This window comes from Amycolatopsis sp. TRM77291 (assembly GCF_054166285.1).
Window position 1 is genome coordinate 2,537,907 of record NZ_JBSZHF010000001.1, and the last position, 22,201, is coordinate 2,560,107.

Sequence of the window (22,201 nt, forward strand, 5' to 3'; positions counted from 1 at the left end):
TCATTCAACCGGACGCCGCCGCGCGCGCGGGGAGATTTTCCGACATTGCCGGGCGCCCCGTGCCCGTGATGCGGCGGGCACGGGGCGCGATTCGCTACAGACTCGGCTCTCGCCGCTGTTTTCCTTGGCGGGACTTGACGATCCAGGCGCAGAAGAGCGTCAGGAGACCGACGCTGGTCCCCGCCGAGACCCCGATTTGCGGGGTGCTGATCCTGACGACGCCGACGACGATTCCGCCACCGATCGTCAACAGGAGACACATCCGCAGGGTCGGGGCCCAGCCGGCGAGGACCGCCATCGCCAGGCAGAGCCAGCTGTCGCGCGCCTGCTCCTTGCGATGGCGTCCCGGTGTCCTCAGGAGCGGCCGCGCCGTGCGGATCATCTCCGCGGACGTCGCGACTCGGCGAACCGGCCTTTCGGCGTGTTCGATGACGACTTTGACCCGTTGGGGCGGCTCGTTGTCTGGTGTCTTCGTGTTGTCGGGCTGTAAGGTCACGACTGTCCTGTCCTTGTTCTAGCGAGCGGGCGAATGGACATCCGCGTGGCCTCCTGTGACAGCAGGGGGCCACGCGTGCGTTACCGGTTCTTGACCGGTGCGGCTGAGGACATCTTGGCGAAAGCAGACTGTGACCGTTCAGTAGTACTGCGTGTGTCTCGATGAACGGTATGCACGCGTCGCTCAACGGTCTGGGTGACCACGAAAACTACTAAAAGTAGTGGGTGAGACCGAATGGACCTATGCCGCCGGGAGGCCTCCGCGGGCCGGCATCTTGCGTTCCCGGTGTCATCGGGGCCTTTGCGGCGGCAGGGAAGTCCGCAGGTGGAGGCCGACGTCGGTGCGGTCGCGCGACGCGCTCTCGCATTGTGCGAAATGCTGATCGCAACTGCCGAGTACGGTCGAACTTCGCCCGAGGTCGGCGAGATTCGAGCATCCCATGCTCACGGTGGGTTCACTCGAACAGGCGGGTGTTCACCCGTAGTCGCCTCGCTCGGCTCACCAACAGCGAGTGACTGCTCAGCCGAGCAGGAGGAGTGCGTAGTAGGCGAGGAAGTGTTCGACCATGTAGGCGCCGTCGGTGGTCTGCGCGAGCGAAGCGTGGGTATGAGCGTGCGTGGCTTCGAGGACGGAAGGGATCCGGTCGTCCTGGTCGGGGAGTGCGGCCGCGATGCGGTGCCAGCACCACGCCCGGTGCAGGTTGAGGCCGTGCAGATGGGCGAGTTGTCCGTCAGAGGGGTTCGTCACGGTCGCCGGGGTGAAGAGCGGCGTGGGTTTCCGTTCCGCGATGCCAGGAAGAAAAGCGTCCAGCCAATTCGCGAACTCCGACGGGGGCATCAGGCGGGACATGAGCTCGGCCTCGGCGAGGGCGGGGGACAGGAAGTCGGCTCCTGACGGTTCCCAGGATCCGGGGTAATCGCGGTCGGATCCGAACCAGCGCCAAGCCGTCTCGACGATGAGGCGGTGCAGCCGCGGGTCGCCGTGGTCGGCGAGGTACTCCGCGTACGGAAGAGCGCGGGACAACCCGAACGCGCCGTTGTCATGCACCCCGTACCGGATGGGATAGGTGGCTTGGGGAAGCCAGTCGAGGTAGCGGTTCACGAAGACCGCGCTCAACTGATGCAAGCCCGCTGACCAGCGCGTGGCGTCCGGGTCGTCCCAGGTGGCGACTTCGCAGGTGAGTTCCAGCAGTGCCGACCAGCCGTACGGGCGCTGGGTATTGCGCTGCTCCTCAGGGGCGAAGTAGGAGATCTCGCCGGAGAGCGCTTCGACGGTCAGGTGCTCGCCGAGAAGCCCGCGGATCTCCTCGGCGGGCACGAGTTCGGGGTTGTGCCGGAGCAAACGCACGAGGACCCAGAACATCTCCACGCAGGAATGCCAGTCGAAACTGCCGTGGAAGCACGGGTGCGACAGTTTCGGCGAGCGAATGGGTACGCCTTCGATGTGCCAGTGACTCTCGTGGTGCGGATATTCGCGTACGACGTTCGTCAACGCCGTCCTGGCGAGCGCGCCGGCATTCGACTTCAGCAGCCGGCCGCGCTCGGTATCCCATTCTGTCATCGGACCGCCCCCTCACTCACGAGGTTACGATGCGGGAGTGGACGAACGACCGATCACCACGGCGCAGCGCAACTTCCGGCGGGTTGCCGAAGAGCTGGAAAGCATGGGGACCCAGGACCGTTTCACCTACATCTTCCGCTCCCGGTTGTGGAGTTCCTCCTCGGTCTCCGGGCCTGGTTCGGAGTCGGTCCAGACGCGGGAGCTGAGCGACCGGCTTCCCGCCCTCCTCGATCGTTTCGGGGTGCGCACCCTGCTCGACCTGCCGTGCGGCGACTACGGCTGGCTCAGTGAAGTGGGCCTGGATCTCGACCGGTACATCGGTGCCGACATCGTTCCCGACCTGATCGAGATGAACGCCGAACGGTTCCGGGACGACCCGGTCCACGAGTTCCGGGTACTCGATCTGACCGGTGATCCGCTGCCGTCGGCCGACCTCGTGTTGTGCCGGGATTGCCTGGTTCATCTGAGTTTCGCCGATATCGGGCGAGCCCTGCGCAATCTGCGCCGGAGCGGTTCCCGGTACCTGCTGACCACGACCTTCACCGAACTGCGGACCAACACCGACATCGCGACCGGCGACTGGCGGCCGCTGAATCTGTGCCGGGAGCCGTTCGGGTTCCCGGAGCCGCTGGCCGTGCTGGTCGAGGGGTGCACCGAGGAGGACGGCGCCTACGCCGACAAGTCCTTGGGCTTGTGGGAGATCTCCGCGATCACGGACTGAACGGCTCACCGAAGCGGGAAGTCGGCGCCGTGCTCCTCCTGCGGGCGCTGGCCGTGGATGCGCCGGTCGCTCTCCGAGATGGCGACGTCGTTGATGCTCGCCTCGCGACGGCTCATGAGACCGTGCTCGTCGAACTCCCACAGTTCGTTGCCGTAGCTGCGCCACGATCGACCGGCCCGGTCGTGCCATTCGTACTGGAAGCGGACGGCGATCCGGTCGTCGGTGAACGTCCAAAGGTTCTTGCGCAGCGCGTAATCCAGTTCCCGTTCCCACTTCCCGGTCAGGAACGCGACGATCTCCTCGCGGCCTCGGACGAAGGTGTCCCGGTTCCGCCACACCGAATCCGGCGTGTTCGCCGACGCCACCTTGCGGGGGTCCCGGGTGTTCCAGGCATCTTCTGCCGCTTGGACTTTCCGTAGTGCAGTCTCGCGGGTGAACGGCGGGCAGGGCGGACGTACTTCGGTCATCGTCGAACCTCCTCAGGTGGAGAACGTGCGTTCTCTACGTCTGCCGCCTACGATAGGGAACGACCGTTCTCAACGTCAAGGAGACCCGATGCCCGCCGCCGTCACCGAGGAGCAGAACCGGGTGGATCGCGAAGCCCTGCTCGATGCCGCGGAAAAACTCTTCTACGAGAACGGCATTCAGGCGGTCGGTATGGACCAGGTCCGCGCGGCGTCAGGCCTCTCGCTCAAGCGCATCTACCGGTTCTTCGAAGCCAAGGAAGACCTCGTGGTGGCGATGCTCAGACGTCGTGATGAGCATTGGCGAGGCAGCCTGGCCGCTCATGTGGACCGGGTCGCGGATCCCCGCGAGCGGGTGCTCTCGGTCTTCGACTGGCTCGCGGAGTGGTTCGCCGAACCGGGTTTCCGCGGCTGCGCCTGGATCAACGCCCACGGCGAGCTCGGCTCGTCGTCCGAGGCGGTCCTGGCGGAGGTGCGAGCGCACAAGCAGGCGTTTCGCGAGCAGATCGACACCTGGGTGCGGGCCGCGGGCGGGTCGGTGACCGAACCGGTCTACCTCCTCGCCGAAGGGGCCATCGTGACGGCGGGAATCAGCGGTGATCCGGCGCCTGCCCGCCAGGCGCGCGACGCGGTCGCGGCATTGCTCAAGCGCCCGTGACCAAGGACGGTTAGAACCGAGGGTGTCTCAGGTGCCTACTGGCTTCCGGCCGCCGTTGATCCCGGGCCCAGTCTGTGGAGGCCTGGGGGCTGGAGCCGGTGTCGCGAAAGCCACTTTCGGGACATCAGACGTCGCGAAAGTGGCTTTCGGGACATGATCACCAGGACGATGCCGAGCCCAGCGCCCGGCAAAACCGCGGTACCGAGTGGGGCTCGCCTCGTGAGTGCTAAGGACTGTTAGAACCCCCCCACTACTCACGAGGTCAGATCGCCCGAGCGATCGCGATCGAGCCGTCCAGGCGCGCGCCTGCTTCGTAGAACATGTACTCCTTGCCGTTCATGGTCCCGAACGACGGAGCCGCGCAGCGCCCGTTGTCCGGCGCGCCCGACAGCGGGGCGTGGAAGACGCCGAGATGCCTGCGCTTGCTGAAATCGTTGCCGACCTCGGTGATGAGCATGTTGCCGCCGGCTTCGATGTTCTCGTGGTAGATGACGTACGTCGACGTGCCGCGTTGCGCGATGGTCGGCGCGCCGATGTTGCTCGCACCGACCTCTTCGGGGCGGATCAGCGGAGTCTGCGAGAACGTCCAGTTCCGCCCGTCGGCGGACCAGCCCCAGCCGATCGAGCGGTGGTTGCTCCTGTCGTTGATCATGAAGACCATCACGTACTTCGCCCCGCGTGACGGCAGGCTGTGCCGGAACACCCGTGCGTAGGAGGTTTCGGTGGTGCCGGCGGGCAGCATCGAGGTCGACAGCACGACCTTGTCGTAGGTGAAGTGGATGCCGTCCTTGGACCGGGCGAGCCGGGTCGTGGTGTTCTCACCGTGGAAGTACAGCCACAGTTCGCGCGCGTCCTCGTTCCACAGCACGTGCGACGACGAGACGTGCGAGACGTCGTAGTGCGGTTTCCAGGTCCTTTTGACGATCGGGTTGTTCGCGTATTCGATGAAAGGACCCTCGAGGCTGTCGGCGTAGGAGAGACAGATGCCGCCGGGAGCGTCGTGCGGCGCGTAGTACAGGTAGTAGCGGCCCAACGGGTTCGCGATCCTGCCCGCGACACCGCGGATGCACGGGAAGATCAGCTCGCCGGTCGGGTTGTACTTCAGTTTGCTCTTGTCGAACGCGGTGCGCAGGAACCGGTACTCCGGGAATCCGGCCGGCGCCGCGGCCGCGGGCCCGGCGCCCAGGACGGGTATCGCGGCCAGGCCGAGGCCTACTCCGGCGGCTCCGCGCAGAGCCGCGCGTCGGGACAGCTCGGTCATGCGGACACTCCCTTTTCGTCGGCGTTGACGTGGTAAGCCCAACCATTCGGACAGCACGTTGGCAGCGTCAAGGAGCTAATACGTATTAGTCCTGATCAGCGGCGGTACCGGACAGGATGCGCCGGTTTCCTTGATTTCACCGGATCCCGCACAGATGCTCGGCTAAACCGCATTAGCCCACATCGAGGAGCCGGAATGGCAGCAGGACGCCGCCCGCCGCGGCAGGCGGACATCGCCCGCATCGCCGGGGTCTCGCAGGCGACCGTCTCCGTGGTGCTCGGCGGCAACCGCTCCGTGCGGATGGCCGAGTCGACGCGGCAACGGGTGATGGAGGTGGCGCAGGATCTCGGCTACGTGCCGCATCCGGTCGCGACCCGGCTCGCGCGTTCGCGCTCGAACCTGCTCGGTCTCTACACCTTCCGCAGCGCATTCCCGACCGACGAGGCCGACACCTACCACCCGATCCTGTCCGGAGTGGAGGAAGAAGCGGCCAAACTCGGCCAGGACCTCATCCTGTTCACCGGCACCAGCGGACCGGGCGCCCGGCAGGAGGCCGCGATCCGCCGCACCCGGCTGGCCGATGGCTGCCTGTTCTTCGGCAGGCACGTTCCGGAAGGTCCGGTGTCACGGCTCGTCGACGACGGCTTCCCGTTGGTCTACATCGGACGGCGCCCGGAGCTCAGCGGGCGGATCCCTTACATCGGCGCCGATTACGTGACGGCGTCCGCGCTGGTGCTGCGGCGCCTGCTCGATCTCGGTCACCGCGAAATCCGGTACGTGCGCGAGGCGGACGAGGCACCGTCGTCGGAAGACCGGCAGCGCGGAGTGCTTCGCGCCGCACCGCGGACGGGCGTCGTCCGGTTGCAGGGCCCGGAGGTCACCGCGACGACCGTGCGCGGCTGGATCGCCGACGGGGTCACCGCCGTGGTGGTGGAGGGGACCGACACCGGTGCGGCGTACCGCGCGGTGCGGCGTGCCGTCGACACGGCGGGACTGTCCACTCCGGACGATCTCTCGCTCGCGGTGCTCGGCGGCCCACCCGGGGTGAGCGGTTTCGAGGTCCCCATGCGGGAGATGGGCAGACGCGCGGTGCGGCTGCTGGTCGACCTCGTGACCGAAAAGACGACCACGCCGCAGCAGTTGCTGCGGTGCCCACAGGTGGACGGCGCGCAGGTCGGCCCACCACGATCCCGATAGGACGAACCATGTACGAAATCGGCACCGAGATCCTCGTCGCGGGCGGCGGGGTCGGCGGCGTCGCCGCCGCGCTCGCCGCCGCCTCGGCGGGGCATCGCGTCGTGCTGACCGAGGAAACCGACTGGCTCGGCGGTCAGTTCACCGCACAGGCGGTTCCCCCGGACGAGAACCCGTGGATCGAGCGTTTCGGCGGCACAGCAACGTATCGGGCCTTCCGTGAGGGCGTGCGCGATTACTACCGGCGGAACTATCCGCTGCGCGCGGAAGCGGCGGAGTTGACCGAACTCAACCCGGGCGCCGGCCGGGTGAGCAAGCTGTGTCACGAGCCGCGTGTGGCGCTCGCCGTGCTGGAGGCGATGCTGGCGCCGCACCGGGCCGCCGGACGGCTCAGGGTGCTGCTTCGCCACCGGCCGGTCGCGGCGGAGGTCAGCGGTGATCGGGTCGACGTCGTCACCTTCGAAGCGCCCGGCGGGGAACGCACCGCAGTGCGTGCGCAATACGTGCTCGACGCGACCGAGAACGGCGATCTGCTGCCGTTGACCGGTACCGAATTCGCGATCGGCGCCGAAGCCCAGTCCGACCACGGCGAACCGCACGCCCCGGAACACGCCGATCCCAGCAACCTCCAGGGGATCACCTACTGCTTCGCCTTGTCGCACCATGCGGGTGAGGACCACACGATCGACCGGCCGGAGATGTACGGCTTCTGGCGCGAGTACCAGCCGGACTTCTGGCCGGGCCCGTTGCTCGGTTTCCTCGCGCCGGATCCGCGTTCGTTGGCGCCGGTCGGCCGCACCTTCGATCCGAACCCGGACACCGATCCGCTGGCGGTGAGCGCGGACCAGAGCGCAGACGCCGGCGACAAGGAACTGTGGGGCTTCCGCCGGATCCTCGCGCGCAAGCTGCACCGGCCGGGCGCGTTCGACTCCGACATCACGCTGGTGAACTGGCCCCTCAACGACTACTGGCTGAGGCCCGCGGTGGAGATCGACGGCGTGAGCACCGCCGAGGACGTCGCGCTGGCCCATCACGAGGCCAAACAGCTGTCGTTGTCGGTGCTGTACTGGTTGCAGACGGAGGCACCGCGGCTCGACGGCGGCACCGGCTTCCCCGGCCTGAAGCTTCGCCGGGACGTCGCCGACACCGGCGACGGGCTGGCCAAATCCGCCTACGTGCGTGAAGCGCGGCGGATCCGGGCCGTGACGACGATCGTCGAGCAGGACGTTTCGCTGGACGTACTCGGGCCGACCGGCCGCAAGCGCCGCGAAGACTCCGTGGGCATCGGCAGCTACCGGATCGATCTGCATCCCTCGACGGCGGGCGACACCTACGTCGACGTCCCGAGCGTCCCGTTCGAGCTGCCGCTCGGCGCGTTGCTGCCCCGGCGGATGCGGAACCTGCTGCCCGCGGGCAAGAACATCGGCACGACCCACATCACCAACGGCTGTCACCGGCTGCACCCCGTGGAGTGGAACGTCGGCGAGGTCGCCGGCCACCTCGCCGGATTCGCGGTGCGCGGGGGCGGCGAGCCGCACGCGGTCCGCGAGGATCCGGCGCGGTTCGAGGAGTTCGCCCGCCTGCTGGACCGGGCCGGCGTCGAGCGGCGCTGGCCCGAGGTCCGCGGTTACTGACCCCCATTCACCAGGAGGTGTGGACGATGACGTCCCAGCCCACTCCGGTCCGCGTCGGCATCGACGTCGGTGGCACGTTCACCGACGCCGTCGCCGTCGACGCCCGCACGTTCGCGTTGCTCGGCCAGGTCAAGGTCCCGACCAGCCATGACCACGAAGACGGCGTCGCACACGGGATTCTCGAGGCATTGGACAAGCTCCGCGCCGACGTCGGCATCGGCGCCGAGGACGTGTCGTTCCTCGCACACGGCACCACCCAGGCGACCAACGCGTTGCTGGAAGGCGACGTGGCGACGGTCGGGATCGCCGGGGTGGGCACCGGTTTCGACGCCTTCGCCACCCGGCGGCTCGCGGCCTTCGCGAAAATGGAGCTGGCGCCGGGGCGGAAACTCCCGGTGCGGTTCGCGCCGGTACGCGAACTCGCCGACGCGGGCGAAGCCGTCGAGGCACTGGTCCGCCAGGGTGCGGAGGTGATCGTCGCCGTCGAACCGTTCAGCGTGGACGATCCGGCGGGGGAGCGGGCGGTGGCGGCCGCCGCGCGGGAGCGGGGCGTGCTCGCCACGGCCACTCATGAGATCACCGGCCTGTACGGGCTTACGAAACGCGCCCGCACCGCGGTGCTGAACGCGGGGATCATGCCGCGGATGGTGTCGACCGCCGATCTGGTCGAGTCGAGCGTGCGGCGGGCAGGCGTGACCGCGCCGTTGATGGTGGTGCGTGGCGACGGCGGGGTCATGTCGTTGCCGGAGATGCGCCGAAGGCCGCTGCTGACGGCGTTGTCCGGGCCCGCCGCGGGAGTCGCCGGCGCGTTGATGGGGGAGAAGCTCAGCGAAGGGCTGTTCCTCGAAACCGGCGGCACGTCGACCGACATCAGCGTGGTCCGTCGCGGGCGGGTGCTCGTGCGGCACGCCCATCTCGGCGGGCACGAGACGTACCTGCCCGCCCTCGACGTGCGCACGATCGGCATCGGCGGCGGTTCCCTGATCCGGTTTTCCGGACGCGCCGTGACCGACGTCGGCCCACGCAGCGCGCATATCGCGGGCCTGCCGTACGCGTGTTTCGCGCCCGCTTCGGCGCTGGAGAGGGCGAAACTGATCACCGTCTCTCCGCGGCCGGACGATCCGAGTGACTACGTCGCGCTGGAAGCGGCCGACGGCACGCGGTACGCGCTCACGCTGACGTGTGCCGCCAACGCGCTCGGCATCGTGCCCGCCGATTCCTACGCGCGCTCGGAGTCGGAATCCGCGCGGCTGGCGCTGGCGCCGCTCGCCGAGGCGATGGGCACGTCAGGCGAGGAAGCCGCTCGGACGGTGATGCGCCAAGCGGTGAAGCCGGTGCGCGCGGTCGTCGACGAACTGATCCGGGAGTACCGGCTGGACCGGCCGACCCTCGTCGGCGGCGGAGGCGGGGCGGCCGCGGTCACACCGTTCCTCGGCGAGGATTCCGGGCACGAGTGGCGGATCGCCGCGCACGCGGAAGTGATCAGCCCGCTCGGTGCCGCGCTGGCGCTGGTCCGGGAGTCTGTCGAGCGGATCGTGCCCAGCCCCACCAACGCCGACGTCCTCGCCGTACGGACCGAAGCCGAAGCGGCCGTCGTCGCGCAGGGCGCGGACCCGGCGGGCGTCGAGGTCGACGTCACGGTCGACCCGCAGCGCAATCTGGTGCGCGCGGTCGCCACCGGCGCGACCGAGCTGCGCACCAAGGACCGTGCCTCCACAGTGGACGATGAGGCGGTCGGAACCGCGGTCGCGCGCAGCATCGGTGTCGGACCTGATCGGTTGAGGCGCGTCGCTAGCACGGCACACCACCGTGTCTTCGCCGCGTCGGCCCGGCGGCAAGGTGTGCTCGGCCGGTTCACGAAACCGGTCCAGCATGTGCGGGTCGTCGACGGCGAAGGCGTGATCCGGCTGCACGGTGCGGGGGCTGTCGTCGAGACCTCCGACGCCGGTGCCGCCCAGGCTCGGCTGGCCACGCTCGCCGACCGACACACCCGTTACGGCGACGGCGGTTCCCGCGCTCCGGCGGTGTGGTTGCTGGTGGGACCCAAGATCGCGGATCTGTCCGGCGTGCTCGACCGGGACCAGCTGCTTGCGCTGGCCGGGGCCGAACTGAAGACCCGCGCGAGTGACGAGCCGGTCATCGTGATCCTGCAGGATCGCCGATGAGCGACGTCGATCTGGCGGTCGGCCTGCTGCGGGCGACGCCCACCCACGAGAACCGTTCCGACGGACAGCTGCGTACTTGGGCGGAGATCGCGCTGGCCTACGGCGACGAACTGGCCGCCGCCAACGATTCCGGCGACTTCCAGGTCGTGGAGCGTGAAGGCGGCGTGAGTGACGGTGAACTGGTGCTCGCCGAGCATCAGCGCGGCTCCGTCATCGTGTACATCGACGCCTTGCGCCGAGTCGAAAAGCTGGCACGAGCACGCGGATGGCCGATCACCCGGGAAGCACTGCGCCGGGCCGCCGTGGCACACGAACTCGCGCACCACCGGCTCGACGTGCGCGAGCTGAACCGGCGGCTCGGGCATACCGCGTTCCGGCTGGGACGGCTGCGCCTGCGCGGCCACGTCGCCGGGGCGGAAGAGATCACCGCGCACCGCTTCGCCCACCACCGCAGCGGCCTGGCCATCAGCCCGCTGCTCATCACCACCGCGCTCGCGGGAGGGAACTGACCATGGGAATCGCGATTCTCGTCCTGATGGCGGTGGGCGTCGTGCTCATGCTCACCCGCGTGCTGCCGACGGCGTTCGCGCTGGTGCTGCTCGCGCTCGGCATCGCCGTACTCGCCGGAGCGCCCCTGACGGGCGCGAAGGACAGCATCCTGACCGGAGTGCTCCAGACCGGCTCGGCGACGCTGGCGTCCACGATGATCGCCGTCCTGCTCGGCTCCTGGCTCGGCACGCTCATGGACGAGACCGGTATCGCCGGCACCCTCGTGCGCAAGATCGTCGAGTTCGGCGGGGAACGGCCGTCGGTCGTCGCCCTCGGCGTGTTCGCCGTGTCGATCCTGTGCGGCAGCATCACCGGTTCGGCTCCAGCGGCCATGCTCGCGGGCGTCGTCGGCATCCCCGCGATGATCGCCGTGGGGGTCAGCCCGGTCGCCGCCGGTGGCACGGTGCTGATGGGCATCTCTGCTGGCGCACCGCTCGAACTGGCCGTGTGGCAGTTCCTGTCCGACGCGCTGGGCGCACCGGTCTCGGACGTGAAGTCGATCATGATCAAGCTGTTCCCGCTCGCGCTCGTCGTGGGCATCGCCTACGTCCTCATCCAGACGCGGCACGGCGCCCGGCACACGTGGGCGGTGAAACTGGAGCGGCCGAAGGCGCGCGTGCGCCGTGGCGACGCACCTTGGTACGCGTTGCTTTCGCCACTGTTGCCGATCGTCCTCGCGCTCGGGTTCGCGATGCCGATCGTGCCGTCCCTGCTGGCCGGGGTGGTGTACGCACTCGTGACGACGACGAAATGGGGCGAGCTCAGCGGACGTGGCCTGCGCTCGCTGTACAAGGCGTTCGACGTCGCGGCGCCGCCGATCGTGTTGTTCGTCGCGATCGGGATGCTGCTGGCCGCTGTCAAACTCCCCGGCGCGAAGGGCGCGCTGACGCCGATCGTGGCGGCGATCAGCCCGTCCGGGGCGGTGTGGTTCGTCGTGGTCTTCGCGGCGCTGGTGCCGCTGTGTCTGTTCCGCGGCCCGCTCAACGTGTTCGGGCTCGGCGCCGGTGTCGCGGGCGTGCTGGTCACCGGTGGCATCTACCCGCTTCCGGCCGTCGTCGGGCTGATGGCGTCCTATAACCAGGTGTTCAGCGTCTCCGACCCCACGAGCACCCAGACCGTATGGGCGTCCCAGTACGCCGGAGTACGTCCCGAACGCGCGATGGTCTCGACGCTGCCGTACACCTGGCTGGTCGGGCTGGGCGGCATGGTGCTCACGGCGGTGCTCTACCTGTGATCACGACGTCCGACGGGCTCCGGCTCGACAGCGTCCGCCACGACGGCGGCCCGGAGACAGTTGTGCTCGTCCACGGCATCACCGCGGATCTCGACGAGAACGGGCTCTTCACCGAGCTCGCGCCGAGGCTCGCCGCCGCGGGCTTCACGGTGCTGAGGTTCTCCTTCCGCGGCCACGGCCGTAGTGACGGGCGGCCGAGGGACATGACCATCGCTGGCGAACTCCTAGACCTGCGCGCCGCGGTGGACGGGCCGGTCTCGGTGGTGGCGTCGAGCTTCGGTGCCGTCAGCACGGCACTGTCGCTGGCGTCGCTGCCGGTGCGAAGGGTGGTGCTCTGGCAGCCGGTGCTCGACCTGCGGCGGACCTTCCTGGAGCCGGAGCTGCCCAGGGGGATCGCGCTGTACTCGGATCGTTCTTCGTTGGCACAGAACGGGTTTCTGGACATCGAAGGCCGGTTCGAGCTGGGCGCGACGCTGTTCGAGGAGTTCGCCCACCTCGATCCGAGGGGCGCCTTCCTGACGTCCAGAATTCCCGCGCTCGTCGTCCATGGCTCGGGAGACGAGCACGTTTCTCACGACATCGCGCGGGAAACGGCCCTGGCGCGGGCCGGGACGGATTGGCATTCTCTGGCGGGCGCGGGACACGGGTTCGGGGACTCGGCGGAAGAGGCGCTGGAGGTCACCGTGCGGTGGCTTTCGCGGGTCAAGGCCGGCTGAGCCGCTCATCCATCTCGTCGAGGATCTCGGCCACGCTCGTCCAGCCGGACCGGTAGATCCCTTCGCTGGCGTACCACTCCGTCACGCAGCCGTGGTGCTCGCCAGACCGGAGGTCGACGCACAGCAGGCCTCCGTCGATGGCCCGGCCGATGGGGAGGTTCGCCGTGCAGTACGGGAATCCGTCCTGGCCCGCCTGCTTGTGGTGCGTTCCTGCCGGGTTACAGCAGCCAGGGTCCGGGTACTGCGACTGCCTGACGTACTCCTCCTCGGCTCGCGCCACCGACAGGGGCAGGTAGCCCTTCGGGATCAGGTCTTCGGCTCCGCGCACGCGCTCGTCGTCGACGCCGTCCATGAGGGCCCACCAGGTGAGCAGCTCGGGTGGGAGTTCGAGGCCGACGCGATCTCGCAGGCGCGCGACGTGCGCGGCCGGCGCCGGAGGCCGAATTTCGCGCGCGGTGGCGGGTGCGTGTTCGGACAGCAAGGCCATGATGCGCCGCCAGGTCGCTTCCACCGGAGCACCCTAGCGGGAATCGGCGCGATCGGGTGCCTGGATTCGAGCCGGCAGGCCCCAGGCCTCCGCCACGCGTTCCGGGGTCAGTACCGACGCCGGTTCGCCGTCGCCGACGAGCCGGCCGTCCTGGAGCAGCAGGCAGTGGTCGGCCCGGCCCGCCACCTCCAGATCGTGGGTGACGCGCAGGACGGTCGTGCCTTCGGCGAGGGTGGCGCGCAGGGCTTCTTCGATCAGGCCGCGGGCGTGCAGGTCGAGCCCGGCCGATGGCTCGTCCAGCAGCAGTAGCCCGGCTTGCTGAGCCAGCCCCTGCGCGACCAGTGCCCGCTGGCGTTGCCCGCCGGAGAGCGTGCCGATCAGCCGGTCCGCGATCGACGTGATCTCCAGTAGCTCCAGGCATTCCGCGACGATCTTCCGGTCCATCTTGGACAGTCGGCGCCAGTGCCCGCGGTGCGCCCAGCGCCCCATCGTGACGGTGGCGCGGACGGTGATCGGCAGCGACCGCGACACCTCGCTCTGCTGGGTCACGTAGGCGACGCGTCCCGGGTCCCGCCGGGTCACCGTGCCGGTGGTCGGCGGGAGCACGCCCGCGACGAGGTTCAGCAGCGACGACTTCCCCGCGCCGTTCGCGCCGGCGATGGCGGTGAGCCGCGCCGACGGGACCTGGGCGGTGATCCCGCGCAGCACCTCGCGGGAACCGTAGTGGGCGTGCGCGCGCTCGATCGTGAACGCCGCTGTGTCCGGGGTCATCGACACCTCTTTCGGATAATGACAATCATTACCACTATAGTGTGACGCGTGGAATGGTTGCTGATCCCCTTCGAGGTGTCGTTCGTGCAGCGTGCGCTGGTGGCGGGAGTGCTCGTTTCGGCGGTGTGCGCCGTCGTGGGCACCTGGGTGGTGTTGCGCGGGATGGCCTTCATCGGCGACGCGATGTCGCACGGCATGCTGCCCGGCGTGGCGATCGCCTCGCTGACCGGCGTGAACCTGCTGATCGGCGCGGCGATCAGCGCCGGGGTGATGGCGCTCGGCGTGACCGCGCTCGGCCGTTCGCGGCGGTTGTCCGAGGACACCACGATCGGGCTGCTCTTCGTCGGCATGCTCGCGAGCGGCGTGATCATCGTGTCCCACTCGCGGTCGTTCGCGGTCGATCTCACCGGATACCTGTTCGGCGACGTACTCGCCGTCGGATCGGGTGACCTGGTGGGCCTCGCGATCACCCTTCTGGTCGTAGGAACGGTGGCGCTGGCGGGGCATCGTTCATTCACCGCGCTCACCTTCGACGTCCGCAAAGCGCACACACTGGGACTTCGTCCACGCCTGGCCAACGCGGTACTGCTCGGGCTGGTCACGTTGACGATCGTCGCGTCGTTCCGCGTCGTGGGGACGTTGCTGGTGTTCGGGCTGCTCATCGCCCCCGCCGCGGCGGCGCTCTTCTGGTCGCGGCGGATCACCACGATCATGCTCATCGCGGCGCTGCTCGGCATCGCCGCCACGGTCGGTGGCCTGCTCGTGTCCTGGCATTGGGGCACCGCGGCGGGCGCGACCATCGCCGCCGGCGCGGTCCTCCTGTTCTTCCTTTCCGCCTTCCTGTCCTTCGTACGACAGCGATTCCGTTCCCTGACACCGGAGATCGAGAGCTCACGATGAAACTGAAAGCAGTGACGGTCGTCGTCGCGGCGCTGACCCTGGCGGCGTGCGGCTCGGAGCAGCCGAAGGAGGTGACCGCGGAAGTCCCGCACGGCTACGTCGAAGGCGCCGAAGAGGCGGCCGAGGCGCAGTCGCGGCTGATCGTCGCCGACACGGACACCGGCGCCGTACGCGTCGTCGACCTGATCACCGAAGAGGTGCACGAGGTCGGGCGAGTCGACGGAGTGCGAACCGTGACCGGTGACGGCCGCTTCGGCTACCTGACCGCCCGCGACGGCACGACCCGGGTGATCGACAGCGGCTCGTGGATGGTCGACCACGGTGACCACGTCCACTACTACCGGGCGAAGGTCCGGGATGTCGGCGTCGCGCCCGGCAAGGAACCCCTGGCGGCCTACAGCGATCCCGCCGTCACCGCACTGTCCTATTCGGACGGTTCGGCCACGTTGCTGGACCGGGCAGCGCTGGACAAGGGCTCCGTGACCGAGCTCGGGAAGATCACGCGTGAGCCGCACGCGGGGGTGGCGATCCCGTACGGCGGGCACATCATCGCCACGGTGGCCGACGCCGGAAAGCCGCTCGCCCGCGGTGTGCGCGTTGACGACCGCCAGGGCAAAGCCGTGGCCGAGATCGACCAGCCGTGCCCTGACTTGCAGGGCCAGGCCGTGACCAGGCGCGGAGTCGTCTTCGGCTGCGCGGACGGCGCCTTGCTGGTGACCGAAAAGGACGGCGCGTTCGCCGGGGTGAAGATCCCGTACCCGCGCGCTGTCACCGCGCAGGAACGCGCCACGTCCTTCTTCCACCGGCCCGGGAGCTCCACGCTCGCGGCGCGGGCGGGGGAGTCCGCGGTGTGGTCACTGGACGTCGGGCGTCGCAGCTGGCAGCACGTCGAGACCGGCCCGGTCGCCGCGGTGAACGCGGTCGGCGAGGGCGGCCCGCTGCTGGTCCTCGCCCGGGACGGAAAGCTGCGCTCCTTCGACGGCGCCGGCAAGGAACAGACGGTGATCCCGCTCCTGACCCCGGAGGCGACCGCCGCCGGCGTTCCGTCGATCCAGGTCGATTCCACCCGCGCCTATGTCAACAATCCGCTCTCGGCCGAGGTGTACGAAATCGACTACAACGACAACCTCCGGCGCGCCAGGACCCTGAAGGTCGGCGGCAAGGCGGGCCACATCGTGGAGACCGGCCGATGAAGCTCCGCGTACTCGCCCTGTTCGTGGTGGCGCTGCTGGCTGCGGCCGGCTGTTCCGGGACCGGCGGGGGCGGCAAGTCGGTCGTCGTCACGACGAACATCCTCGGCGACATCACTCGTGCCGTGGTCGGTGATCAGGCCGAGGTGACGGTGTTGATGAAACCGAACGCGGACCCGCATTCCTTCGGTATCTCCGCACAGCAGGCGGCCCAGGTCGAACGTGCCGGCCTGATCGTCTACAACGGACTCGGGCTCGAAGAGGGCATCCTGCGCACCGTCCGCACGGCCGAGGAAAGCGGTGTACCGGCGTTGCCCGCCGGGGAGCGGGCGAACCCGATCAGTTACGCCGACAACAAGCCCGATCCCCACTTCTGGACGGATCCGGCACGGGTGCGCGACGCGGTGAAGGTGATCGCGGACGAGGTCGTCGCCCATGTCGACGGGGTCGACGAAGCGGTGATCCGCGCCAACGCCGAACGCTATCGCGGGGAGATCGAGGCGCTCGACAAGATGATGGCCGAGAAGTTCGGCGGGATTCCGCCGGAACGCCGGAAACTGGTCACGAACCACCACGTGTTCGGGTACCTGGCCCAGCGGTTCGGATTCCAGGTCGTCGGCGCGGTGATCCCCGGCGGAACCACACTCGCCTCACCGAGCTCCTCGGATCTCAAGGCCCTCGCCGACACCGTTCGCGCGGCGGGAGTGCCGGTGATCTTCGCCGATTCCTCGCAACCGGACCGGCTCGCGCGGGTCTTGGCCGAGCAGGCCGGACTGCACGTCCAGGTGGCCCCGTTGTTCTCGGAATCGCTCAGTGAACCAGGCCAGGGCGCGGCCACCTATCTGGAAATGATGCGCGCCAACACCGAATCGATCACCACCGGTTTGACCCGTTCCTGACCGGAACAGACGAAAGGCACAGGAAAATGGCACGGAAGACCCGATATCTCGCGCTGATGGCGACGACGGCGAGCACACTCGCGCTCGCCGCCTGCGGGACCGAACAGCCGGCGGCTGAACCCGCGAAGGACGCGGCTCCGGCACCGGTCGTCGCCGATCCGGTGGCCGTCACCTACGACGGTGGGATCGTGCTGCTCGACGGGAAGACCTTGAAGGTCGCGAAGAACCTTCCGCTGGAGGGCTTCAACCGCCTCAACCCCGCCGGGAACGATCGGCACCTCCTGGTCTCGACCTCCACCGGATTCCGGGTCCTCGACGCCGTCGGCGCCGTGCTCACGGACAACGAGGTGAAGGCGGCCAAGCCGGGACACGTCGTCCGGCACGCCGGCAAGACGGTGCTGTTCGCCGACGGGACCGGTGAAGTTACCGTCTTCGACCCGAAGACGATCGGCACCGCGGCGCTCCCCGCGCCGAAGTACAAGACGCCAGAGGCGCATCACGGCGTGGCCGTCGAACTCGCGAACGGCGAACTGCTCACCACCGTCGGCGACAAGGACAAGCGGTCCGGGATCGTGGTGCTGGACAAGGACAAGAAGGAGATCGCGCGTAACGAGCAGTGCCCCGGCGTGCACGGCGAAGCCGCCGCGCGCGGTGAAGCGGTCGTGGTCGGCTGCCAGACCGGTGCGCTGATCTACCGCGACGGCGTCATCACCAAGGTGACCAGCCCGGATCCCTACGGTCGCATCGGCAACCAGGCGGGCTCGGACGTCTCGCCGATCACCTTGGGCGACTACAAGGTCGACGAAGCGGCCGAGCTCGAACGCCCGAGCCGGATCTCGCTGATCGACACGGAGAAGGCCACGCTCAAGCACGTCGACATCGGGACCAGCTACACCTTCCGGTCGCTGGCTCGCGGCCCTCAGGGGGAGGCCCTGGTGCTGGGCACCGACGGCCAGATCCACGTGATCGACCCGGTGAGCGGTGCGGTGCAGCGGAAGATCGCCGTCATCGGCACCTGGCAGGAGCCGATCGAGTGGCAGCAGCCGCGTCCGGCGATCTTCGTGCGGGGCGGAACCGCGTACGTCACCGATCCCGGCAAGAAGGAGATCCACTCGGTGGACCTCGCGTCCGGTACGAAGACCGCGACCGGGACGATTCCGGGAACGCCGAACGAGGTCAGCGGCGTCCTCGGCCACTGATTCACTCGGCAACGATGCCGCGAAAGCCACTTTCGCAACCTTGAAGGTTGCGAAAGTGGCTTTCGCAACACGCCCACCTGACCGCTCACGACCACCCACACCGACCACCTCGCCGCCGCCCACGTCGCGAAAGCCACTTTCGCGACGCCTGATGTCCCGAAAGTGGCTTTCGGGACACGTTCGACTGGCGGAAGCCCGTGAAGTGCGCGGGCCCCTCCGCCTTTGAGGTCCCTTGTGGACAGTCGTAGTCGCGTCGGATCTTCCACCACTTACGAGACCCTCGCGGAGCCCGGGCCGGTCAGCGCCGGATCAGGCCGAGGTCCGTCGCGGTGGCGACGGCGGCGGTGCGCGAATCGACGCCGAGTTTGGTGTAGCTGCGGGCCAGATGGGATTTCACCGTGCCCTCGGTCAGGTGCAGCCGGTCCGCGATGGCCCGGTTGGACAGGCCGTCCGCGACCAGGACCAGGACTTCGATCTCGCGCAGCGTCAGTGCGGTGGCGGGCATCCGCATCCGGTTCATGAGCCGGTCGGCGACGGTCGGGGCGAGCGTGGTGCGCCCGGCGGCGGCGGTCCGCACGGCGGCGGCCAGATCCTCGGGAGGCGCGTCCTTCAGGAGATAGCCGGTGGCGCCCGCCTCGATGGCGGGCAGGGTGTCCGCGTCGGTGTCGTAGGTGGTGACGATGAGGACGCGTGGAGCGTCCGGCCGCGCGGTGATCGCCGCGGTGGCCTCGGCTCCGGTCATCCCGGAACCGAAACGCAGATCCATCAGTACGACGTCGATGTCGCCTTCCGCGGCCCTGGCCACCGCTTCCTCGGCGGTCGCGGCTTCGGCCGAGACCACGAGACCTGGTTCGGTTTCCAGTACGGCACGCAGTCCCGCCCGGACGATGGGGTGGTCGTCGGCCAGCAGGAGCCGGATCGGAGGTTCGGTCACGGGCTTTCCTTGGGCAGTCGCGCGGACACGGTGGTGCCGTGGCCGGGGGAGGACTCGACGGTGAGGATTCCGTTCAGCGCTTCGATCCGGGTGCGCATCGCGGTGAGCCCGAAGCCGGTGTGTTCCGGATCGAAGCCGACACCGTCGTCGACGACGGCGAGGGTGACGTGCTCGCCGCCGTAGCTCAAGGCGACTTCGGCGGTGGACGCGTCGGCGTGCCGGACCGTGTTCGCCAGGGCCGCCTGGCCGATACGCAGCAACGCGACCTCGTGCGCGGTCGGCAGCGGAACGACGTCGCCGGTGAGATGGAAGCGCGCGGTGATCCGGTGCCGGGCGCTGGTGGTGGCGCACAGCCGATCCAGCGCGTCGGCCAGCGTGGTGTCGTCGAGCGCGGGAGGAGACAGGGCGACGACGAACCGGCGGGCTTCGGCGAGGTTGTCCGCGGCGGCCTGACGAGCCTGTTCGACGTAGCGGGCGGCGTTCCCCGCGGTATCGGGCAGCGTCCTTTCCGCGGCACGCAACAGAAGTTGGATGCTCGACAGTCCCTGGGCGAGGGTGTCGTGGATTTCGTGCGCCAGCCGCTCCCGCTCGGCGAGCACTCCCGCCTCGTGCTGGGCTTCGGCGAGGTCGGCGCGGGTGGCGGTGAGCTCCTCGATCAGGTCCCGGCGTCGTTCGCTTTCGCGGTACAGCGCCTGGTAACCCCAGACGACGGCGACCGCGACGGCGGCGCCGAGTGCCGGGCCGATCGCCGCCGCCGGAACGAAGGCACCCTGGTGGGCGGTGAACGCGGTGATCGCCGCCAGCGCGGTCACGATCACCGCGACCAGCCCCTGACGGCGCGGCAGCAGATGCAACTGCAGGAAGTACAGCGGGAAGGCGACCCAGACGCCGTCGGCGGTCAGCACCAACAGCACCAGCCACACGAGGCCCACCGCGACCAGCCACCACAGGGCGGCCCGCCGGGACGTCCGGACGCGAGGCAGCAGTGGGCCGGCCGCGTACACCACGGCACACGTCACCGCCGCCGCGACGATCGCTCCCGCTTCGGATGAGCCGTCCGCCAGCGCCCGCACGGCGGCCAGTGCGAGCAGGGCGACGAGCAGCAGATGCAGACACCAGGTCAGCACCCGGCTGGTCGGGGTCAAAGCGGGCGCGGCGGTCACAGTGCGTCCAGATTACGGAGCGGGATCGGCGCGCGCCTCTATCCAAAGGTAGAGGCGGCGTGCCGTCTTACGGCGGGCGAAGTGCCATCTCCGGCCGGATGCCGGCGCGGTCACCGGCGGCGATCGTGGAGAGGTAGCCAGCCCACCCGCCCCGAGAGGACAGACCCGAGCCGTGTTCGTCGCCTGGAGAGATCTGAGATTCGCCAAAGGACGGTTCGCCCTGATGGGTGCCGTCGTCGTGCTGATCACCTTGCTGGTCGGCCTGTTGTCCGGGCTCACCGCGGGGCTGGGCGAGCAGAACATCTCCGCGGTCACCGGCCTGCCCGCGGACAAGATCGTCTTCTCCGCTCCCGGTGCCGGGCAGAGCCTCTCCTATGCCAATTCCGCTGTCACCGAAACACAGCGACGGCAGTGGGCGGCGACGCCGGGCGTCACCTCGGCCGAACCGCTGGGCATAGCCACCACCAAGGCCAGCGCGGGCGACGGCAGCGCCGGGATCTCCGTTTTCGGGGTCCGGCCCGGTTCGGCGCTCGCCCCGGACGGCGGAAGGATCACCGGCGACTCGGTGGTGCTGTCGACGTCCGCCGCCGACGATCTGGGCGTCCGGAGCGGGGACACCATCACCGTGACCGGGCGCCCGCTGATGGTCGCCGCCGTGGCGAGGGACGCCTGGTTCAGCCACACACCGGTGATCTGGGCGGACCTCGGCGTCTGGGCGAAGACGGCGCCACCCACCGGCGGCGAGCCGAGCGCGACGGTGCTCGCGCTGACCACCACGGCCGACGCCGATCTCGCGGCCACCGACCTCGCCGCCGGCACGACGACCGTCTCGAAGAGCGACTCGCTGTCCGCGATCGGCTCCTACACGTCCGAAAACGGTTCGCTGCAACTGATGCGTGGCTTCCTGTTCGCCATCTCCGCCCTCGTGATCGGCGCCTTCTTCACCGTGTGGACCATCCAGCGCAGCGGTGACATCGCCGTCCTCAAGGCGCTGGGGGCGAGCACCGCCTTCCTGTTGAAGGACGCGCTCGGCCAGGCCATCGTCCTTCTCGTCGGCGGCACCGCCATTGGAACAGGTCTGGCCGTCGGGCTCGGCACGGCGGTCGCCGGTTCCGCCGTGCCGTTCCTCTTGACTCCGGCCACCGTGCTCGTGCCGTCCGCCGTGATGATCCTGCTCGGCGCGCTGGGTGCGGCGCTTTCCGTCCGCCGCATCACCTCCGTCGACCCGCTGACCGCACTGGGGAGTGCCCGATGAGCCTGAACCTGACCGGCGTCACCCTCACCTATCCCGACGGCGACGCCCGCCTCACCGCACTCGACGACGTCACGCTGGACGTCCCGCCGGGCACGATCACCGCCGTCGCCGGGCCCTCCGGCTCCGGGAAGTCCAGCCTGCTCGCCGTCGCGGCGACCCTCATCACCCCGGACCAGGGGACCGTCACCGTCGACGGCACCACGACCACCGGCCTGACCCGCGGCGAACTCGCCGAACTCCGCCGCCGCAAGATCGGAACCGTCTTCCAGCAGCCGAATCTGCTGCCCGCCCTCACGGCCGCCGAACAGCTTCAGGTCATGGCCCGGATCGACGGCCGCTCCGCGGTCGGGGCACGCGGTGCGGCCGTGGACCTACTGGACGCCGTCGGGCTCGCGGCGCAGGCGGGACGTCGCCCGCATCAGCTTTCCGGTGGTCAGCGACAGCGGGTGAACATCGCGCGTGCGTTGATGAACGAACCGACCATGCTGCTGATCGACGAACCGACGAGCGCCCTCGATCACGAGCGCGGAGCCGCGGTGATCGAGCTGATCGCCGGTCTGACGCGCGAGCGGGCCACCGCCACCGTCCTGGTCACGCACGATCGGGTGCATCTCGCCGCCGTGGACCGGATCGTCGAGGTGCACGACGGGCGGCTGGGCAGCCCTTCTCCCGTCGGCTGACGGAGAAGGTTGGTATTATTATACCGCCACCTGCTAGGGTGCCGGTATAATAATACCAACCCCGTGACACG

At 69.1% G+C, this 22,201-nt stretch carries 22 protein-coding genes; 14 read left to right on the forward strand and 8 right to left on the reverse strand.

Annotated features, from left to right (window positions below):
* Positions 1 to 94: 94 nt before the first annotated feature.
* Complete coding sequence (locus tag ACXIZN_RS11965; RefSeq protein ID WP_225949774.1) at positions 95 to 496, reverse strand: hypothetical protein; 402 nt, start codon at positions 494 to 496, stop codon at positions 95 to 97.
* A 519-nt stretch (positions 497 to 1,015) separates the two neighbouring features.
* On the reverse strand, positions 1,016 to 2,056 hold the full coding sequence (locus ACXIZN_RS11970; RefSeq protein ID WP_457954341.1) for a DUF2891 domain-containing protein: 1,041 nt from the start codon (positions 2,054 to 2,056) through the stop codon (positions 1,016 to 1,018).
* 37 nt (positions 2,057 to 2,093) lie between these two features.
* Between ACXIZN_RS11970 and ACXIZN_RS11975 the strand changes: the two genes are divergently transcribed.
* The gene (locus ACXIZN_RS11975; RefSeq protein ID WP_457954342.1) at positions 2,094 to 2,777 is read left to right on the forward strand and encodes a class I SAM-dependent methyltransferase; all 684 of its coding nucleotides are present in this window, start codon (positions 2,094 to 2,096) and stop codon (positions 2,775 to 2,777) included.
* 5 nt (positions 2,778 to 2,782) lie between these two features.
* Here the strand turns inward: ACXIZN_RS11975 and ACXIZN_RS11980 are convergent, their stop codons facing one another.
* On the reverse strand, positions 2,783 to 3,244 hold the full coding sequence (locus tag ACXIZN_RS11980; RefSeq protein ID WP_457954344.1) for a nuclear transport factor 2 family protein: 462 nt from the start codon (positions 3,242 to 3,244) through the stop codon (positions 2,783 to 2,785).
* A gap of 88 nt (positions 3,245 to 3,332) precedes the next feature.
* Between ACXIZN_RS11980 and ACXIZN_RS11985 the strand changes: the two genes are divergently transcribed.
* Positions 3,333 to 3,899, forward strand: a complete 567-nt coding sequence (locus ACXIZN_RS11985; protein WP_457954346.1) for a TetR/AcrR family transcriptional regulator — start codon at positions 3,333 to 3,335, stop codon at positions 3,897 to 3,899.
* Between the two features lie 262 nt (positions 3,900 to 4,161).
* On the opposite strand, the gene ACXIZN_RS11990 is transcribed toward ACXIZN_RS11985, so the two are convergent.
* On the reverse strand, positions 4,162 to 5,160 hold the full coding sequence (locus tag ACXIZN_RS11990) for a hypothetical protein (RefSeq protein ID WP_457954347.1): 999 nt from the start codon (positions 5,158 to 5,160) through the stop codon (positions 4,162 to 4,164).
* 195 nt (positions 5,161 to 5,355) lie between these two features.
* Between ACXIZN_RS11990 and ACXIZN_RS11995 the strand changes: the two genes are divergently transcribed.
* Genes ACXIZN_RS11995 through ACXIZN_RS12020 form a run of 6 tightly spaced genes read left to right on the forward strand, consistent with a single transcriptional unit; the run spans position 5,356 to position 12,652 of the window.
* The gene (locus tag ACXIZN_RS11995) at positions 5,356 to 6,357 is read left to right on the forward strand and encodes a LacI family DNA-binding transcriptional regulator (protein WP_457954348.1); all 1,002 of its coding nucleotides are present in this window, start codon (positions 5,356 to 5,358) and stop codon (positions 6,355 to 6,357) included.
* A gap of 8 nt (positions 6,358 to 6,365) precedes the next feature.
* Positions 6,366 to 7,988 (forward strand): FAD-dependent oxidoreductase, encoded by a 1,623-nt coding sequence (locus ACXIZN_RS12000; RefSeq protein ID WP_457954350.1) that lies wholly within the window; start codon positions 6,366 to 6,368, stop codon positions 7,986 to 7,988.
* A 26-nt stretch (positions 7,989 to 8,014) separates the two neighbouring features.
* A complete protein-coding gene (locus tag ACXIZN_RS12005; protein WP_457954352.1) occupies positions 8,015 to 10,153 on the forward strand; it encodes a hydantoinase/oxoprolinase family protein in 2,139 nt (712 codons plus the stop codon).
* Positions 10,150 to 10,662 carry a hypothetical protein gene (locus ACXIZN_RS12010; RefSeq protein WP_457954353.1) on the forward strand — a complete coding sequence of 171 codons (513 nt, stop codon included), beginning with the start codon at positions 10,150 to 10,152 and terminating at the stop codon, positions 10,660 to 10,662. Before ACXIZN_RS12005 ends, ACXIZN_RS12010 begins: the two co-directional genes overlap by 4 nt.
* A 2-nt stretch (positions 10,663 to 10,664) precedes the next feature.
* Complete coding sequence (locus ACXIZN_RS12015) at positions 10,665 to 11,936, forward strand: transporter (protein ID WP_457954355.1); 1,272 nt, start codon at positions 10,665 to 10,667, stop codon at positions 11,934 to 11,936.
* Positions 11,933 to 12,652, forward strand: coding sequence for an alpha/beta fold hydrolase (locus ACXIZN_RS12020; RefSeq protein ID WP_457954357.1), 720 nt, complete (start codon positions 11,933 to 11,935; stop codon positions 12,650 to 12,652). Before ACXIZN_RS12015 ends, ACXIZN_RS12020 begins: the two co-directional genes overlap by 4 nt.
* Here the strand turns inward: ACXIZN_RS12020 and ACXIZN_RS12025 are convergent.
* Together ACXIZN_RS12025 and aztA are read right to left on the reverse strand one after the other, a co-directional pair.
* Complete coding sequence (locus ACXIZN_RS12025) at positions 12,639 to 13,163, reverse strand: SMI1/KNR4 family protein (RefSeq protein WP_457954358.1); 525 nt, start codon at positions 13,161 to 13,163, stop codon at positions 12,639 to 12,641. The two genes, ACXIZN_RS12020 and ACXIZN_RS12025, sit on opposite strands and share 14 nt — an antisense overlap.
* Before the next feature lie 9 nt (positions 13,164 to 13,172).
* The gene (gene aztA / locus ACXIZN_RS12030) at positions 13,173 to 13,910 is read right to left on the reverse strand and encodes a zinc ABC transporter ATP-binding protein AztA (RefSeq protein WP_457954359.1); all 738 of its coding nucleotides are present in this window, start codon (positions 13,908 to 13,910) and stop codon (positions 13,173 to 13,175) included.
* 48 nt (positions 13,911 to 13,958) lie between these two features.
* On the opposite strand from aztA, the gene aztB reads away from it, so the two are divergent.
* From aztB to aztD, 4 genes are read left to right on the forward strand one after another with little or no spacing between them, the layout of a single operon-like run.
* Positions 13,959 to 14,810: a zinc ABC transporter permease AztB gene (gene aztB, locus ACXIZN_RS12035; RefSeq protein WP_457954360.1), complete on the forward strand. Its 852-nt coding sequence runs from the start codon at positions 13,959 to 13,961 to the stop codon at positions 14,808 to 14,810.
* The gene (locus tag ACXIZN_RS12040) at positions 14,807 to 16,003 is read left to right on the forward strand and encodes a hypothetical protein (RefSeq protein WP_457954362.1); all 1,197 of its coding nucleotides are present in this window, start codon (positions 14,807 to 14,809) and stop codon (positions 16,001 to 16,003) included. Before aztB ends, ACXIZN_RS12040 begins: the two co-directional genes overlap by 4 nt.
* On the forward strand, positions 16,000 to 16,899 hold the full coding sequence (gene aztC, locus ACXIZN_RS12045) for a zinc ABC transporter substrate-binding protein AztC (RefSeq protein ID WP_457954364.1): 900 nt from the start codon (positions 16,000 to 16,002) through the stop codon (positions 16,897 to 16,899). Before ACXIZN_RS12040 ends, aztC begins: the two co-directional genes overlap by 4 nt.
* Positions 16,900 to 16,925: 26 nt before the next feature.
* Positions 16,926 to 18,098 carry a zinc metallochaperone AztD gene (gene aztD, locus ACXIZN_RS12050; protein ID WP_457954365.1) on the forward strand — a complete coding sequence of 391 codons (1,173 nt, stop codon included), beginning with the start codon at positions 16,926 to 16,928 and terminating at the stop codon, positions 18,096 to 18,098.
* Between the two features lie 298 nt (positions 18,099 to 18,396).
* On the opposite strand, the gene ACXIZN_RS12055 is transcribed toward aztD, so the two are convergent.
* Positions 18,397 to 19,032 (reverse strand): response regulator, encoded by a 636-nt coding sequence (locus tag ACXIZN_RS12055; RefSeq protein WP_192744203.1) that lies wholly within the window; start codon positions 19,030 to 19,032, stop codon positions 18,397 to 18,399.
* The gene (locus ACXIZN_RS12060; RefSeq protein WP_457954367.1) at positions 19,029 to 20,195 is read right to left on the reverse strand and encodes a sensor histidine kinase; all 1,167 of its coding nucleotides are present in this window, start codon (positions 20,193 to 20,195) and stop codon (positions 19,029 to 19,031) included. The genes ACXIZN_RS12055 and ACXIZN_RS12060 overlap by 4 nt, the downstream gene beginning before the upstream one ends.
* A 172-nt stretch (positions 20,196 to 20,367) precedes the next feature.
* On the opposite strand from ACXIZN_RS12060, the gene ACXIZN_RS12065 reads away from it, so the two are divergent.
* Positions 20,368 to 21,450 carry an ABC transporter permease gene (locus tag ACXIZN_RS12065; protein WP_457954368.1) on the forward strand — a complete coding sequence of 361 codons (1,083 nt, stop codon included), beginning with the start codon at positions 20,368 to 20,370 and terminating at the stop codon, positions 21,448 to 21,450.
* Positions 21,447 to 22,130, forward strand: a complete 684-nt coding sequence (locus ACXIZN_RS12070; protein WP_457954370.1) for an ABC transporter ATP-binding protein — start codon at positions 21,447 to 21,449, stop codon at positions 22,128 to 22,130. Before ACXIZN_RS12065 ends, ACXIZN_RS12070 begins: the two co-directional genes overlap by 4 nt.
* Positions 22,131 to 22,201 lie beyond the last annotated feature (71 nt).

Excerpts from the sequence above, each read along its gene's own strand:
- ACXIZN_RS11970 (WP_457954341.1), bottom strand. The coding sequence starts at position 2,056 with ATGACAGAATGGGATACCGAGCGCGGCCGGCTGCTGAAGTCGAATGCC.
- ACXIZN_RS11980 (WP_457954344.1), bottom strand. The coding sequence starts at position 3,244 with ATGACCGAAGTACGTCCGCCCTGCCCGCCGTTCACCCGCGAGACTGCA.
- ACXIZN_RS11985 (WP_457954346.1), top strand. The coding sequence starts at position 3,333 with ATGCCCGCCGCCGTCACCGAGGAGCAGAACCGGGTGGATCGCGAAGCC.
- ACXIZN_RS11990 (WP_457954347.1), bottom strand. The coding sequence starts at position 5,160 with ATGACCGAGCTGTCCCGACGCGCGGCTCTGCGCGGAGCCGCCGGAGTA.
- ACXIZN_RS11995 (WP_457954348.1), top strand. The coding sequence starts at position 5,356 with ATGGCAGCAGGACGCCGCCCGCCGCGGCAGGCGGACATCGCCCGCATC.
- ACXIZN_RS12000 (WP_457954350.1), top strand. The coding sequence starts at position 6,366 with ATGTACGAAATCGGCACCGAGATCCTCGTCGCGGGCGGCGGGGTCGGC.
- ACXIZN_RS12005 (WP_457954352.1), top strand. The coding sequence starts at position 8,015 with ATGACGTCCCAGCCCACTCCGGTCCGCGTCGGCATCGACGTCGGTGGC.
- ACXIZN_RS12010 (WP_457954353.1), top strand. The coding sequence starts at position 10,150 with ATGAGCGACGTCGATCTGGCGGTCGGCCTGCTGCGGGCGACGCCCACC.
- ACXIZN_RS12015 (WP_457954355.1), top strand. The coding sequence starts at position 10,665 with ATGGGAATCGCGATTCTCGTCCTGATGGCGGTGGGCGTCGTGCTCATG.
- aztA (WP_457954359.1), bottom strand. The coding sequence starts at position 13,910 with ATGACCCCGGACACAGCGGCGTTCACGATCGAGCGCGCGCACGCCCAC.
- ACXIZN_RS12040 (WP_457954362.1), top strand. The coding sequence starts at position 14,807 with ATGAAACTGAAAGCAGTGACGGTCGTCGTCGCGGCGCTGACCCTGGCG.
- aztC (WP_457954364.1), top strand. The coding sequence starts at position 16,000 with ATGAAGCTCCGCGTACTCGCCCTGTTCGTGGTGGCGCTGCTGGCTGCG.
- aztD (WP_457954365.1), top strand. The coding sequence starts at position 16,926 with ATGGCACGGAAGACCCGATATCTCGCGCTGATGGCGACGACGGCGAGC.
- ACXIZN_RS12070 (WP_457954370.1), top strand. The coding sequence starts at position 21,447 with ATGAGCCTGAACCTGACCGGCGTCACCCTCACCTATCCCGACGGCGAC.